Annotated in this window: 19 protein-coding genes; 12 read left to right on the forward strand and 7 right to left on the reverse strand. The window is 59.4% G+C overall.

Annotation, left to right across the window (positions count from 1 at the left end):
- Nucleotides 1-103 precede the first annotated feature (103 nt).
- Complete coding sequence (locus tag ACR52_RS07510) at nt 104-532, reverse strand: NINE protein (RefSeq protein ID WP_048722537.1); 429 nt, start codon at nt 530-532, stop codon at nt 104-106.
- Between the two features lie 250 nt (nt 533-782).
- On the opposite strand from ACR52_RS07510, the gene ACR52_RS07515 reads away from it, so the two are divergent.
- Nucleotides 783-1,421, forward strand: a complete 639-nt coding sequence (locus tag ACR52_RS07515; protein ID WP_048722538.1) for a C40 family peptidase — start codon at nt 783-785, stop codon at nt 1,419-1,421.
- Between the two features lie 138 nt (nt 1,422-1,559).
- On the opposite strand, the gene ACR52_RS07520 is transcribed toward ACR52_RS07515, so the two are convergent.
- On the reverse strand, nt 1,560-2,594 hold the full coding sequence (locus ACR52_RS07520; protein WP_048722541.1) for a type IV pilus twitching motility protein PilT: 1,035 nt from the start codon (nt 2,592-2,594) through the stop codon (nt 1,560-1,562).
- Between the two features lie 57 nt (nt 2,595-2,651).
- On the opposite strand from ACR52_RS07520, the gene ACR52_RS07525 reads away from it, so the two are divergent.
- From ACR52_RS07525 to ACR52_RS07570, 10 genes are all read left to right on the forward strand, one after another.
- Nucleotides 2,652-3,338, forward strand: a complete 687-nt coding sequence (locus ACR52_RS07525) for a YggS family pyridoxal phosphate-dependent enzyme (protein WP_048722544.1) — start codon at nt 2,652-2,654, stop codon at nt 3,336-3,338.
- Nucleotides 3,339-3,371: 33 nt separating this feature from the next.
- On the forward strand, nt 3,372-4,190 hold the full coding sequence (proC, locus tag ACR52_RS07530) for a pyrroline-5-carboxylate reductase (protein WP_048722546.1): 819 nt from the start codon (nt 3,372-3,374) through the stop codon (nt 4,188-4,190).
- Nucleotides 4,191-4,216: 26 nt separating this feature from the next.
- Entirely contained in the window at nt 4,217-4,804 is a 588-nt protein-coding gene (locus ACR52_RS07535; RefSeq protein ID WP_048722549.1) for a YggT family protein, read from the forward strand.
- 217 nt (nt 4,805-5,021) lie between these two features.
- The gene (gene metX, locus ACR52_RS07540) at nt 5,022-6,164 is read left to right on the forward strand and encodes a homoserine O-succinyltransferase MetX (protein WP_048722551.1); all 1,143 of its coding nucleotides are present in this window, start codon (nt 5,022-5,024) and stop codon (nt 6,162-6,164) included.
- A 25-nt stretch (nt 6,165-6,189) separates the two neighbouring features.
- Nucleotides 6,190-6,810, forward strand: a complete 621-nt coding sequence (metW, locus tag ACR52_RS07545; RefSeq protein ID WP_048722553.1) for a methionine biosynthesis protein MetW — start codon at nt 6,190-6,192, stop codon at nt 6,808-6,810.
- A gap of 21 nt (nt 6,811-6,831) precedes the next feature.
- Nucleotides 6,832-7,266, forward strand: coding sequence for a DUF4426 domain-containing protein (locus ACR52_RS07550; protein ID WP_048722556.1), 435 nt, complete (start codon nt 6,832-6,834; stop codon nt 7,264-7,266).
- Nucleotides 7,263-7,859: an RdgB/HAM1 family non-canonical purine NTP pyrophosphatase gene (rdgB, locus tag ACR52_RS07555; protein WP_048722559.1), complete on the forward strand. Its 597-nt coding sequence runs from the start codon at nt 7,263-7,265 to the stop codon at nt 7,857-7,859. The genes ACR52_RS07550 and rdgB overlap by 4 nt, the downstream gene beginning before the upstream one ends.
- A gap of 59 nt (nt 7,860-7,918) precedes the next feature.
- Complete coding sequence (gene hemW, locus ACR52_RS07560) at nt 7,919-9,058, forward strand: radical SAM family heme chaperone HemW (RefSeq protein ID WP_236692125.1); 1,140 nt, start codon at nt 7,919-7,921, stop codon at nt 9,056-9,058.
- Between the two features lie 18 nt (nt 9,059-9,076).
- Nucleotides 9,077-9,400, forward strand: a complete 324-nt coding sequence (locus tag ACR52_RS07565; protein WP_034116244.1) for a DUF3392 domain-containing protein — start codon at nt 9,077-9,079, stop codon at nt 9,398-9,400.
- Nucleotides 9,401-9,493: 93 nt separating this feature from the next.
- Nucleotides 9,494-10,300, forward strand: a complete 807-nt coding sequence (locus ACR52_RS07570) for a pentapeptide repeat-containing protein (protein WP_048722566.1) — start codon at nt 9,494-9,496, stop codon at nt 10,298-10,300.
- A gap of 164 nt (nt 10,301-10,464) precedes the next feature.
- Here the strand turns inward: ACR52_RS07570 and trmB are convergent, their stop codons facing one another.
- From trmB to ACR52_RS07590, 4 genes are all read right to left on the reverse strand, one after another.
- The gene (trmB, locus tag ACR52_RS07575; protein ID WP_048722568.1) at nt 10,465-11,190 is read right to left on the reverse strand and encodes a tRNA (guanosine(46)-N7)-methyltransferase TrmB; all 726 of its coding nucleotides are present in this window, start codon (nt 11,188-11,190) and stop codon (nt 10,465-10,467) included.
- A 9-nt stretch (nt 11,191-11,199) separates the two neighbouring features.
- Entirely contained in the window at nt 11,200-11,994 is a 795-nt protein-coding gene (locus ACR52_RS07580) for a thiazole synthase (RefSeq protein WP_017845016.1), read from the reverse strand.
- 65 nt (nt 11,995-12,059) lie between these two features.
- Nucleotides 12,060-12,260 (reverse strand): sulfur carrier protein ThiS, encoded by a 201-nt coding sequence (gene thiS / locus ACR52_RS07585; protein WP_048722571.1) that lies wholly within the window; start codon nt 12,258-12,260, stop codon nt 12,060-12,062.
- A 71-nt stretch (nt 12,261-12,331) separates the two neighbouring features.
- Entirely contained in the window at nt 12,332-12,712 is a 381-nt protein-coding gene (locus tag ACR52_RS07590; protein WP_048722574.1) for a DUF423 domain-containing protein, read from the reverse strand.
- 74 nt (nt 12,713-12,786) lie between these two features.
- Between ACR52_RS07590 and mtgA the strand changes: the two genes are divergently transcribed.
- Nucleotides 12,787-13,509 (forward strand): monofunctional biosynthetic peptidoglycan transglycosylase, encoded by a 723-nt coding sequence (gene mtgA, locus ACR52_RS07595; RefSeq protein WP_048722577.1) that lies wholly within the window; start codon nt 12,787-12,789, stop codon nt 13,507-13,509.
- Between the two features lie 106 nt (nt 13,510-13,615).
- Here the strand turns inward: mtgA and rpoH are convergent, their stop codons facing one another.
- Entirely contained in the window at nt 13,616-14,470 is an 855-nt protein-coding gene (gene rpoH, locus ACR52_RS07600; protein ID WP_003176698.1) for an RNA polymerase sigma factor RpoH, read from the reverse strand.
- Between the last annotated feature and the right edge of the window lie 60 nt (nt 14,471-14,530).

Consider the following 14,530-nt stretch of genomic DNA (forward strand, 5'->3'; position numbering starts at 1 on the left):
AAGTCGTGACGCGGAGCGTCACAGGATGCATTCCCACGCGGAGCGTGGGAACGATCATTCAAGCCCCCTCGCACATTTTAGTTCTCTGTAGAGTTCGAGAGCTTCAGCGTCCGCTATTGCGCTCGGCATTGCGGATCGAAACCTGCGTATTCAACGTCCAGAAGTCGTACAGCACCCCCACCAGGAACAAGCCACCGGTCAGCAGGTAGATCAGACCAGTGATCCATTTTCCCTGGTACATCCGGTGCACACCGAACACACCCAGGAACGCCAACAGAATCCAGGCCACGTTGTATTCGATAGGCCCGGCGGTAAAACGCAGGTCCGCTTCACGGTCCATGGCCGGGATCAGGAACAGGTCGATCAACCAGCCAATTCCCAACAAGCCCAAGGTGAAAAACCAGATCGTGCCCGTCACGGGTTTGCCGTAATAGAAGCGATGCGCGCCGGTAAAACCGAAAATCCAGAGCAGGTAACCGATTACCTTGCTGTGGGTATCTTGCTGCGGACCAATCTGTTGATAGGTGTTCATCGCGGACCTCTTTTGCTTCGATAGATAAATATTTTCACTTTCTTTGTGACTTTTTTACAGGCGCCCGACGTACGGCCAATGGTATCTTCCCTCCCCTGAAAGCCTTATGCCACCTGACTTGTGTAGGACAATTGCTGCGATTCGTCGCGTTTTTCCTGAATTTGACCCCAAGGTTCAGTCGACAAACGGCCTCAGAACGACACAAAAAGCTGTTATAAAGTTGCGCGCAAACCCATAAGAGCCACGCCTAATGCGACCATTTTTCAAGACATGGCTAACCATTTGCCTATTAATGCCACTGGCCGCCCACGCCACCAATCGTGAGCAACGACTTCCTAACGTTAACGGTTTCACCCCTAAAGTTCACAGCACGCCAAGCACTGCCAAATCGGTAAAGCTGACCGTCAACCGCCCGACTCAACTGAGCAAGGCCCACGGTAAAGCAACCCCAGGCCTGATGACCGTCAACACCAAGCAAAGCAGCACCGTCCTCAGCCGCGCCGTTAACGTGCTCGGCACTCCTTATCGTTGGGGCGGCAGCAGCCCAAGTAAAGGGTTCGACTGCAGCGGCTTGGTGAAATATGCATTCAACGACGTTGCCGCCGTGGATTTGCCGCGTACTTCCAACGCCATGGCCAGCGGCCACGGGCAAAAAGTCGATCGCAAGGACCTGAAACCCGGCGACCTGTTGTTCTTCAAGCTCAAGAGCCGCCAGGTCAACCACGTTGCCATCTACCTGGGCAACGACCGCTTTATCCACGCACCGCGCCGTGGCAAATCGGTGAGCATTGACACGCTGAAGAAGCCGTTCTGGGACAAGAACTACGTGATTGCCAAGCGTGTATTGCCGAAAGAGCAGAACAACAACCTGCGGGTAGTCCAGCGCTGATCCAAAGCTGGAATGCAGTAAAAATGTGGGAGGGGGCTTGCTCCCGATAGCGGTGGATCAGTCAGCTTATCTGTACCTGACCCACTGCAATCGGGAGCAAGCCCCCTCCCACATTTGATTTGTGCCGTCCACAAACCCTCAGATATCCCCTGGCACCCGCGCCTGCCCCCGCGCCTCTTCCCGGCTGATTACGCCCTCCGTGACCAACGCCTTCAAACTCATATCCAGCGTCTTCATCCCCAACGCGCCACCGGTCTGAATCGCCGAGACCATCTGTGCCACCTTGTCTTCGCGGATCAAATTGCGCATGGCCGGTGTGCCCAACATGATTTCGTGGGCTGCCACCCGTCCGCCACCGAGTTTCTTCACCAGCACCTGGGACACCACCGCCTGCAGCGACTCCGAGAGCATCGAACGGACCATGGCCTTTTCCCCCGCCGGGAACACGTCTACCAGCCGGTCCACGGTTTTCGCCGCCGAGGTGGTGTGCAGGGTGCCGAAGACCAAATGCCCGGTTTCTGCCGCCGTCAGGGCCAGGCGGATGGTTTCCAGGTCGCGCAGTTCGCCCACCAGAATCACATCCGGATCTTCCCTCAGTGCCGAACGCAGCGCCGCTGAAAAACTGTGGGTGTCGCGGTGCACCTGACGCTGGTTGATCAGGGCTGCTTTGGGCTTGTGGATAAATTCGATGGGGTCTTCCAGCGTGAGGATGTGCTGGCGCCGATGCTGGTTGAGGTAATCGATCATCGCCGCCAGGGTGGTGGATTTCCCGGACCCGGTAGGCCCGGTCACCAGCACCAGCCCGCGCGGCAACTGGGCAATACGCTGGAACACCTCTCCCAGGCCGAGGCTTTCGAGGCTGCGGACTTCGGCGGGGATGGTGCGAAACACAGCGCCCATGCCGCGATCCTGCTGAAATACGTTCACCCGGAAGCGCGCAACACCCGGCAGCTCGAAGGCAAAATCCGTTTCAAGAGATGTTTCGAAATCCTTTTGTTGGTATTGGTTGAGCAAAGGCCTCAATAAGTCCGCCACTTGCGTAGGTGCCAGCACCGGCCAATCCAGGGGCCACACCTCGCCATCTACCCGCAGCATTGGCGCCAGGCCGGCCGACAGATGCAGGTCGGAGGCGCCCCGGTGCACGCTCGTCATGAGCAATTCAGTGATATCCATAGGGCTTTCCATTTCCAGTAGAATGCCGCGGACTCCATATCCACGGGCGCATCTTGAATGTCGACGATAGCAGACAACATCGGCCAGGTTAGCCAGCGCATCCGCGCCGCAGCCGACGCCGTGCAACGTGACGCAAGCAGCATCCACCTGCTGGCCGTGAGCAAGACCAAACCCGCACAAGCCGTGCGCGAAGCCTATGCCGCCGGAATGCACGATTTCGGCGAAAACTATCTGCAGGAGGCCCTGGGCAAACAGGCCGAATTAACCGACCTGCCCTTGAGTTGGCACTTCATCGGCCCCATTCAATCGAACAAGACTCGCGCGATCGCCGAGAATTTCGCCTGGGTGCATTCCGTGGACCGCCTGAAAATCGCACAACGCCTGTCCGAACAACGCCCGGCCGACCTGCCGCCGTTGAATATCTGCATTCAGGTCAACGTCAGTGGCGAAGCCAGCAAGTCCGGCTGTACGCCCGCCGACCTGCCTGCCCTGGCCAACGCGATCAGCGCCCTGCCACGCCTGAAGTTGCGTGGTTTGATGGCGATTCCTGAGCCGACTGAAGACCGAGCCGCACAAGACGCAGCGTTCGCCGCCGTACGCGACCTGCAAAACAGCCTGAACCTGCCACTCGACACACTTTCCATGGGCATGAGCCATGACCTTGAGTCGGCCATCGCCCAAGGCGCCACCTGGGTGCGGATCGGTACCGCCCTGTTTGGCGCCCGCGACTACGGCCAGCCCTGAAATGGCTGACTTCCCTCTGAGTAAGGACCTGTCATGAGCAACACGCGTATTGCCTTCATCGGCGCCGGTAACATGGCGGCCAGCCTGATCGGCGGCCTGCGGGCCAAGGGCCTGGAAGCTGCGCAGATCCGCGCCAGCGACCCGGGCGCCGACACCCGCGCCCGCGTCAGCACCGAGCACGGTATCGAAACCTTCGCCGACAACGCCGAGGCCATCAACGGCGTCGACGTGATCGTGCTGGCGGTCAAGCCACAGGCCATGAAGGCCGTGTGCGAGAGCCTGCGCCCAAACCTGCAACCGCACCAGCTGGTGGTATCCATCGCCGCCGGCATCACCTGCGCCAGCATGAAAAGCTGGCTCGGTGCCCAACCGATTGTGCGCTGCATGCCCAACACACCGGCGCTGGTAAGCCAGGGCGTCAGCGGCTTGTACGCCACTGCCGAAGTGACCGCCGAACAGCGTGATCAGGCCCAGGAACTGCTGTCCGCCGTGGGCCTGGCCTTGTGGCTGGAACAGGAGCAGCAACTGGACGCGGTCACCGCCGTGTCCGGCAGCGGCCCGGCGTACTTCTTCCTGCTGATCGAAGCCATGACCGCCGCCGGCGTGAAACTCGGCCTGCCTCACGAAGTCGCTGAGCAACTGGCTGAACAAACTGCCCTGGGCGCCGCGAAAATGGCCGTCGGCAGCGACGTGGACGCCGCCGAGTTGCGCCGTCGCGTCACGTCGCCTGGTGGCACCACGCAAGCGGCCATCGAATCATTCCAGGCTGGGGGCTTTGAAGCCCTGGTGGAAAAAGCACTGGGTGCCGCAGCACATCGTTCGGCTGAAATGGCCGAGCAGCTGGGCAAATAGTCGTCCCTTACGAAGGAAATTCTTAGATGCTCGGAATCAATGACGCTGCCATTTTCATCATCCAGACCCTGGGCAGCCTGTACCTGCTGATCGTGCTGATGCGCTTTATCCTGCAACTGGTGCGGGCGAACTTCTACAACCCGTTGTGCCAGTTCGTGGTCAAGGCCACCCAACCGCTGCTCAAGCCACTGCGCCGGGTGATCCCAAGCCTGTTCGGCCTGGACATGTCGTCGCTGGTACTGGCGCTGCTGCTGCAGGTCTTGCTGTTCGTGGTGATCCTGATGCTCAACGGCTACCAGGCCTTCACCCTGCTGCTGCTGCCATGGGCGTTGATCGGCGTGTTCTCGCTGTTTTTGAAGATCATTTTCTGGTCGATGATCATCAGCGTGATCCTCTCGTGGGTCGCCCCCGGCAGCCGTAGCCCGGGCGCCGAACTGGTCGCGCAGATTACCGAGCCGGTGCTGGCACCGTTCCGTCGGTTGATCCCTAACCTGGGCGGCCTGGATATCTCGCCGATCTTCGCGTTTATCGCGATCCAGCTGCTGCAAAGCTGGGTGATTCCGCGTCTGGCTTTCTATGCGTTCATGCCCAAAGAGCTGTTCGGGCTGATCTGACCTGATGATCATTCCCACGCTCTGCGTGGGAATGCATCCCGTGACGCTCCGCGTCACAGTTACGCAGGTCTGAACCCAGGCGTTGCCCCCCGGACGCGGAGCGTCCAAGCAGGCATTCCCACGCAGAGCGTGGGAACGATCATGTGGGTCAGGGTTTGCTTGCCGCTAGGTGCAGCGGTCTTTAGACTTACGCCTCATTTAAACGAGAGCAGGGTCGATGCCAACTGCCTTCCCCCCCGATTCTGTTGGACTGGTCGTGCCCCAAGTGGCGCACTTCGGCGAACCGCTGGCCCTGGCCTGCGGCCGTTCGCTGCCTGCCTATGACCTGATCTATGAAACCTACGGCCAACTGAACGCCACGGCGAGCAACGCCGTGCTGATCTGCCACGCCCTGTCCGGCCATCACCACGCCGCCGGTTTCCACAGCATTGACGAGCGCAAGCCTGGCTGGTGGGACAGTTGCATCGGCCCCGGCAAGCCCATCGACACCACCAAATTCTTCGTGGTCAGCCTGAACAACCTCGGCGGTTGCAACGGTTCCACCGGCCCCAGCAGCCTCAACCCGGAAACCGGCAAGCCCTTCGGCGCCGACTTCCCGGTACTCACCGTGGAAGACTGGGTGCACAGCCAGGCCCGCCTCGCCGACCTGTTGGGCATCAACCAGTGGGCCGCCGTGATCGGTGGCAGCCTGGGGGGCATGCAGGCCCTGCAATGGACCATCACCTACCCGGACCGCGTGCGCCATTGCCTGGCCATCGCCTCGGCCCCCAAATTGTCGGCGCAGAACATCGCCTTCAACGAAGTGGCCCGCCAGGCGATCCTCACCGACCCCGAGTTCCACGGTGGTTCGTTCCAGGAAGCGGGTGTGATCCCCAAGCGTGGCTTGATGCTGGCGCGGATGGTCGGGCATATCACCTACCTGTCCGACGATTCAATGGGCGAAAAATTCGGCCGTGGCCTCAAGAGCGAAAAGCTCAACTACGACTTCCACAGCGTCGAGTTCCAGGTGGAAAGCTACCTGCGGTATCAGGGCGAAGAATTTTCGGGGCGTTTCGACGCCAACACCTACCTGCTGATGACCAAGGCCCTGGACTACTTCGACCCGGCGGCGAACTTTGATGACGACCTGGCGAAAACCTTCGAGGGCGCCACGGCCAAGTTCTGCGTGATGTCGTTCACCACCGATTGGCGCTTCTCGCCGGCCCGTTCGCGGGAATTGGTGGATGCCTTGATGGCTGCCAAGAAAGACGTTTGCTACCTGGAGATCGACGCACCGCAAGGCCACGACGCCTTCCTGATTCCGATCCCGCGTTACTTGCAGGCCTTTCGCAACTACATGAACCGCATAACGCTTATATGAATTGCTTACGCTTTGGGAGAACGCCATGAGAGCCGACCTGGACATCATCCAAGACTGGATACCCGCCGGCAGCCGCGTGCTCGACCTTGGCTGCGGTGATGGCGAACTGCTGAGCTGGCTGCGCGACAACAAGCAAGTCACCGGCTACGGCCTGGAAAACGACCCGGACAACATCGCCCAGTGCGTGGCCAAGGGCATCAACGTGATCGAACAGGACCTGGACAAGGGCCTCGGCAACTTTGCCAGCAACAGCTTCGACATCGTGGTGATGACCCAGGCCCTGCAGGCGGTGCACTACCCGGACCGTATCCTCGATGAAATGCTGCGCGTGGGCCGCCAGTGCATCATCACCTTCCCCAACTTCGGCCACTGGCGTTGCCGCTGGTACCTGGCCACCAAGGGCCGGATGCCGGTATCGGACTTCCTGCCCTACACCTGGTACAACACGCCGAACATCCACTTCTGCACCTTCGAAGACTTCGAAGCCTTGTGCGGCGCACGGGAAGCCAAGGTAATCAACCGCCTTGCCGTCGATCAACAGCACCGCCACGGCTGGGCAAGTAAACTATGGCCCAACTTGTTGGGTGAGATCGGGATTTACCGGGTCAGCAGTCCTGGCCTGACGGACCACAAGATTGCCGTCTAAACATTTTCAAGAGGGACGATCATGAATCGCCTGGCTGTTTTTCTACTCACCGCGTGCCTGGGCGCCAGCGCCGTGGCTGCGGACGCTATCGACAGTAAGCGCCAGAAAGAATTTGGCGATATTACGGTGCACTACAACACCTTTACCTCCAGCTTCCTGCAACCCGAAACAGCCCAGGCCATAGGCGTGGTGCGCAGCAAGAACAAGGGTTTGATCAATGTTTCGGTGATCAAGGGCGTTAACCCGGTGGCTGCACAAGTGACTGGCACAATCAAAGACTTGAGCGGCAAGAGCGAGATCCTGACGTTCAAGCAGATCACCGAGAAAGGTGCGATCTATTACCTCGCGCCCTACAACGTTCCACAACAGGAAGTGCGAGTGTTCACCATCAATGTTGAAACCGGTGGCAAAGCCCATGGTTTCCAATTCAACCAGGAACTGTTTCCGGCGGAATGATGAACCTTAATCAACTCGTACTGGCCAGCCATAACGCCGGCAAGCTCAAAGAGCTCCAGGCCATGCTCGGCGACTCCGTGCAACTGCGCTCGATCGGCGAATTCAGCCAGGTCGAGCCGGAAGAAACCGGCCTGTCGTTTGTCGAAAACGCCATTCTCAAGGCGCGTAATGCCGCACGCATCTCCGGCCGGCCGGCGCTGGCGGATGACTCGGGCCTGGCAGTGGATTTCCTCGGTGGTGCGCCCGGTATCTATTCGGCGCGTTATGCCGACGGCAAGGGCGACGCGGCGAACAACGCCAAACTGCTGGACGCCCTCAAGGACGTGCCGGACGCCGAGCGTGGCGCACAATTCGTCTGCGTGCTGGCCCTGGTGCGCCACGCCGATGACCCGCTGCCGATCCTCTGCGAAGGCCTGTGGCATGGCCGTATCCTGCATGCCGCCAGCGGCGAACACGGGTTTGGTTATGACCCACTGTTCTGGGTGCCGGAGCGTAATGTCTCCAGCGCAGAGCTGAGCCCGGCCGACAAGAACCAGATCAGCCACCGCGCCCGTGCAATGGATTTGCTGCGCCAGCGTCTGGGCCTGAAATGACCCAGAACACCTCTGCGCAGCCGCTGATTCACGGCGGCGCGCAAACACCACGGGCGGCCATGCCCCACTTGCCGCCCTTGGCGCTGTACATCCATATCCCATGGTGCGTGCGCAAATGCCCGTATTGCGACTTCAACTCCCACACCGCCAGCAAAGTGCTGCCGGAAGAAGAGTACGTCGACGCCCTGCTGGTCGACCTCGATCAGGACCTGCACGCGGTGTATGGCCGTGAACTGAGTTCGATCTTCTTCGGTGGCGGCACGCCGAGCCTGTTCAGCGCTGCGGCACTGGGCCGCTTGCTCAAGGGTGTGGAAGCGCGCATTCCGTTTGCCGGCGACATCGAGATCACCCTGGAAGCCAACCCCGGGACCTTCGAGCAAGAGAAGTTCGTCGCGTACCGCAAGCTGGGGATCAACCGGCTGTCCATCGGCATCCAGAGCTTCCAGCAGGAAAAGCTTGAAGCGCTGGGCCGCATCCACAACGGCGACGAAGCTGTGCGCGCCGCCGGCATGGCCCGCCAGGCCGGGTTCGACAATTTCAACCTGGACCTGATGCACGGTTTGCCCGATCAGTCCCTGGACGACGCCCTGAGCGACCTGCGCCAGGCTATCGCGCTCAAGCCGACGCACTTGTCCTGGTACCAGCTGACCCTGGAACCCAACACCGTGTTCTGGAACCAACCGCCCGTGCTGCCGGAAGACGACACCCTGTGGGACATCCAGGAAGCCGGCCAGGCACTGCTCGCCGAACACGGTTACGCACAATACGAAGTGTCGGCCTATGCCCAAGCGGGCCGCCCGGCACGGCACAACCTGAACTACTGGAGCTTTGGCGACTTTATCGGCATCGGCGCTGGTGCCCACGGCAAGCTCAGCCATCCGGACGGGCGCATTGTGCGCGCCTGGAAAACCCGCGCCCCCAAGGACTACCTCAACCCGGCCAAAAGCTTCCAGGCCGGGGCGAAAGAACTGACCAACGAGGAACTGCCGTTCGAGTTCCTGATGAACGCCCTGCGCCTCACTGAAGGCGTCGACGCCAAGCTCTACGCCGAACGCACCGGCCTCGACCTGGCGAGCCTCGATGAGGCGCGTCGCGAGGCAGAACAAAGTGGCTTAATGCAGGTCGAACCGTCACGCCTGGCGGCGACCGACCGCGGGCAACTCTTTCTCAATGACCTGTTGCAGAAGTTTTTGAGCTGATCGCTCTAAGGAAATCGAATGGATTTGGTACTCGACCTGCTGGCCACCGTATCCCGTTGGAGCCGTAGCAACCTGTCGGAGATCTCTCTGGCGCTTGTGGGCTGTTTGCTGGTGCTGTTCGGCGCCGACATCAAGGGCTGGGTCGAAGCCCGCCTGGGCAGCATCGCCGGCGCCTTGCGCGTACCGTTGATGGCGCTGCTGTGCATGATCGGCAGCGGCGCGGCGTTGATCTACGCTACGCCGTGGATTGTGCGGGGGTTGAGCCAGTTCAATAACTACAGCCTGGCGCCGGTGTTGTTGGTGGTGCTGGTGTTGATTGGCGTAGTCGCCGACCGGCGTTGATATCGTCAGAAATGCAGCTCGGTTTGACTTAGGCCGCTATCAACAACTTTAGAAAAGACTTAACCACAAAAATTGTGAAATGGATTTCAATAAATGCGCACTCCTATAATTATTTTAGCCATCTTCTCAACAGTAGTTATTTTAGCCACAGGATTCTGGGCAAAACTTTCAAGCTTAGTTTTACCCAACACCACATGGGGACTTTACACAAAAAGCTTTTTCGAAAACATATTGGCCGGAGCACACGGAACCATTATAGATTTGTTTCTTGTCGGTATCGTTCTATATTGGTTCGAGCGCAGAACCGAACAGAGAGACAAGGAAGCGAAAGCGAATTCTGACCGTTCCGCTGCGATCACCAGGCACAAAGAAACCCTAGCAGACCTTCGCCTTTATGAAGGCAGCGACTGCCCACACAGAACGTTGACCACAATTAAGCGACTCTTAGCTTTAGATTCCCAAGACTTCCCCTGCTTTGAAGCAAATTTGCAAGGCATGTATATTGAGAACTTGAAGCTAACAGACAAAAACATGATTGCAGTAAACTTCAGAAATGCAACACTATCAAATACGACATTAACCGACTGTAAATGTGATGCTGCAAATTTCATTAAAGCTGAATTTAAGCATGTAACATTGGAAAACGTAAACCTAAATAGATCAAAATTCTGTGGTGCAACTTTGTCAGGTACAGATTTCTCAACATGCAAAATAGAACGGGCAGACTTCAGCGATGCCATCCTAAGGAGCGCGATATTCAAGGGCGTCGACTGCAAAGGGGTGAATTTCAAAGATGCGGACTTGCGCTCCGTAAACTTTAAAGGAGCTAAAAATCTCACGAGAAAAATGTTACTCACGGCAAAAAACACCGACCATATACAGATCGATGTTTTAAGTTAAATAATTATAACGAGGAGGGAATTGAACCACTCTTCCTGCCGAAGAACGACAGTTAACGGGGTGACACCGACTTCCCGATGCGTACCGCCCCGGGGAATGAACCCCGTTACCAGCAACCAGCTCGTTGGGCTCTGATACTACTTAGCCATATCACAAGTGGCAATTTATTTTTGCTTCTCAAACTTCAAATCCCACACGCCATGCCCCAACCGCTCGCCACGGCGCTCGAACTTGGTGATCGGACGCTCAACCGGGCGTGGCACACATTTGCCGTCTTCGGCCAGGTTGCGGTAGCCAGGGGCTACGTCCATTACTTCCAGCATGTATTGCGCATACGGTTCCCAGTCGGTGGCCATGTGCAGGATGCCGCCCACTTTCAGCTTGCTGCGCACCAGTTCCGCGAAGGAAGCCTGGACGATGCGGCGCTTGTGGTGACGGCTTTTGTGCCACGGGTCCGGGAAGAACAACATCAGGCGGTCGAGGCTGTTGTCGGCGATGCAGCGGTTAAGCACTTCAATCGCATCGCAGTCGTAGACCCGCAGGTTGGTCAGGCCCTGGGTGAGCACGCCATTGAGCAGCGCGCCAACACCCGGCCGGTGCACTTCCACACCGATGAAATCCTGTTCCGGCGAGGCCGCAGCCATTTCCAGCAGGGAGTGGCCCATGCCGAAGCCGATTTCCAGGGAACGCGGGGCCGAACGACCGAACACCTGGTCATAGTCCACCGGCGCGTCGGCCAGCGGCAGCACGAACAGCGGCGTACCTTGCTCCAGGCCCTTTTGTTGGCCTTCAGTCATGCGGCCGGCGCGCATCACAAAACTCTTGATGCGGCGGTGCTTGGACTCGTCGCCTTCTTCCACGGTGTTCGGCGTTTCGTTTGATTCAGTCATCAATGGCTCTTACTTGATCAGACCATCCAGCGGCGAGGAGGCGCTGGCGTAGAGTTTTTTCGGCATGCGCCCGGCGAGGTAGGCCAGGCGGCCCGCGACGATGGCGTGTTTCATGGCTTCGGCCATCATGATCGGTTGCTGGGCATTGGCGATGGCCGAGTTCATCAGCACCGCTTCGCAGCCCAGTTCCATGGCGATGGTGGCGTCGGAGGCAGTGCCCACACCCGCATCCACCAGCACCGGAATTTTGGCTTCTTCGAGGATGATCTGCAGGTTGTACGGGTTGCAGATCCCCAGGCCCGTACCGATCAGCCCGGCCAGCGGCATCACGGCGATGCAGCCGATTTCGGCCAGTTGGCGCGCGATGATCGGGTCATCGCTGGTGTAGACCATCACGTCGAAGCCTTCCTTGACCAGGGTCTCAGCGGCCTTGAGGGTTTCGATCACATTGGGGAACAGGGTTTTCTGGTCGGCCAGCACTTCCAGCTTCACCAGGTTGTGGCCGTCGAGCAGCTCACGGGCCAGGCGGCAGGTGCGCACGGCTTCGATGGCGTCGTAGCAACCGGCGGTGTTCGGCAGGATGGTGTAGCGGTCTGGCGGCAGGATATCCAGCAGGTTCGGTTCGCCCGGGTTCTGGCCGATGTTGGTGCGGCGCACGGCCACGGTCACGATCTCGGCGCCCGAGGCTTCGATGGCCAGGCGGGTTTCTTCCATGTCGCGGTACTTGCCGGTGCCGACCAGCAGACGGGACTGGTAGGTACGACCGGCCAGGACGAAGGGCTTGTCGCTACGAACGATGCTCATGGGAAATCCTCGTAATGGGGTGAGGTTCTGCAGAATTCTGGGCCGCCTAAGAGCGGCGCGACCGACTAACCGCCGCCGATGGCGTGCACCACTTCGACCTGGTCACCTTCGGTGAGCGCGGTCTCGGCGTGCAGGCTACGCGGGACGATATCCAGGTTGAGCTCCACTGCGACGCGGCGCGAGGTTAAGTCCAGGCGGGTCAGCAGGGCCGCAACGGTTTCACCGTCGGGCAGTTCAAGGGATTCGCCGTTCAACTGAATGCGCATGCCACGGGCCGCCATCGTTTTTAGGGGCCAACATTCTAGCCCGATTGGGACCTAAAGGTCAGCTCCAAGCGTCAAGCGGTCAGCTGCAAGCGCCATGCGGCCAGGCCCAGGAGGAACCAGCCCAGCAGGAAGGCGAGGCCGCCGAACGGCGTGATGATGCCGAGTTTGCTGATACCGGTCAGGGTCAGCGCGTACAGGCTGCCGGAGAACAGCAGGATGCCGACGACAAACGACACGCCCGCCCAGGTCACCAGACGGCCTGGCAGGTGCGCCGCGAGCAACGCTACGCCGAACAACGCCAGGGTGTGCACCAGTTGGTAGGTGACGCCAGTGTGGAAAATCGCCAGGTATTCGGCGCTCAGGCGGTTTTTCAGGCCGTGGGCGGCAAAGGCGCCAAGGGCGACACCGGTGAAGCCGAAAAAGGCAGCCAGCATCAGAAAGCTACGCAGCATGGGGAACTCCAGTCAGACTCATCGGGCAGGGTCTGTATAATGGCCCGCTCAACGGGTTCGGCCAAGCCATCTCTATGCTGCATCTCCTCTACAAACGCTTTCTCAACGTCGTGAAATGGTTTGCCATCGGCAGCGTTTTGCTGGTGCTGCTGTTCCGTGTCGTGCCGCCCCCCTTCACTGCGTTGATGGTTGAGCGCAAGGTCGAATCCTGGTTCGACGGCGAGCCGATTGACTTGCAGCGCACCTGGGTGCCGTGGGACGAGATCTCCGACGACCTCAAGGTGGCGGTGATGGCGGGCGAGGACCAGCGTTTCCCCCAACATTGGGGCTTTGATTTTGGCGCGATCCAGGCGGCGCTTTTGCATAACGAACGCGGCGGTTCGATTCGTGGCGCCAGCACCTTGAGCCAGCAGGTGTCGAAAAACCTGTTCCTGTGGGCCGGTCGCAGTTACTTGCGCAAAGGCCTGGAGGCCTGGTTTACCGGGCTGATCGAGGTGCTGTGGCCCAAGCAGCGGATTCTTGAGGTGTACCTCAACAGCGTGGAATGGGATGAAGGCGTGTTTGGCGCAGAGGCAGCCGCGCGGCATCACTTCGGGGTCAGTGCCAAAGGGCTTTCGCGACAACAGGCCAGCTATCTGGCGGCGGTGCTGCCTAATCCACGAGTGTGGAGTGCCAGCCATCCGACGGCGTATGTGGCGCGGCGGGCCGCCTGGATTCGCCAGCAGATGAGCCAATTGGGTGGCGACGGTTATCTGGTGGAACTGAATAACTCGCGCAAAGCGCCCTGGTCCGACTGACACAATACAAAAAAATGTGGGAGGGGGCTTGCTCCCGATGGCGGCGTGTCAGGCACTGATATGTCACTGACACACTGCTATCGGGAGCAAGCCCCCTCCCACATGTTTAGGCGGCGATCGACAACTTAAGCTTGTTCATCGCGCTTTTCTCAAGCTGACGAATCCGCTCGGCCGACACGTTGTACTTCTGCGCCAGGTCGTGCAGCGTGGCTTTTTCTTCCGCCAGCCAGCGCTGGTAGAGGATGTCACGGCTGCGGTCGTCCAGCACTTCCAGCGCTTCGTGCAGGTTGTGGTTGGAGTTGTCGCTCCAATCGGCATCTTCCAGTTGACGCGCCGGGTCGTACCGGTGGTCTTCCAGGTAGTTGGCCGGCGATTGGAAGGCGCTGTCGTCGTCCGCTTCGGCGGCCGGGTCGAAGGCCATGTCATGGCCTGTCAGGCGGCTTTCCATCTCGCGCACTTCACGCGGCTCCACGCCGAGGCTTTCGGCCACGCGGTGGACCTCCTCGTTGTTCAGCCACGCCAGGCGTTTCTTCTGGCTGCGCAGGTTGAAGAAGAGCTTGCGCTGGGCCTTGGTGGTCGCCACTTTCACGATGCGCCAATTGCGCAGGATGAACTCGTGGATTTCCGCCTTGATCCAGTGCACGGCAAACGACACCAGACGCACACCCATTTCAGGGTTGAAACGCTTTACAGCCTTCATCAGGCCGACGTTGCCTTCCTGGATCAGGTCAGCCTGGGCCAGGCCGTAGCCGCTATAGCTACGGGCGATATGTACAACAAAACGCAGGTGGGCGAGCACCATCTGCCGAGCCGCCCCCAAATCCTGCTCATAGTAGAGACTCTCGGCCAGTTCACGCTCCTGCTCGGGCGTCAGCAATGGAATGCTGTTAACCGTGTGCACATAGGCTTCCAGGTTCGCACCCGGGACCAAGGCATAAGCAGGTTGCAAAGAAGTGGTCATACGAAAAAACCTCCGACTCACATAACTCGTGCAGTTCAGCACTGCGAAAATTGACCGGGA

Origin of the sequence: Pseudomonas fildesensis (assembly GCF_001050345.1) — a bacterium.
Classification (GTDB): domain Bacteria; phylum Pseudomonadota; class Gammaproteobacteria; order Pseudomonadales; family Pseudomonadaceae; genus Aquipseudomonas; species Aquipseudomonas fildesensis.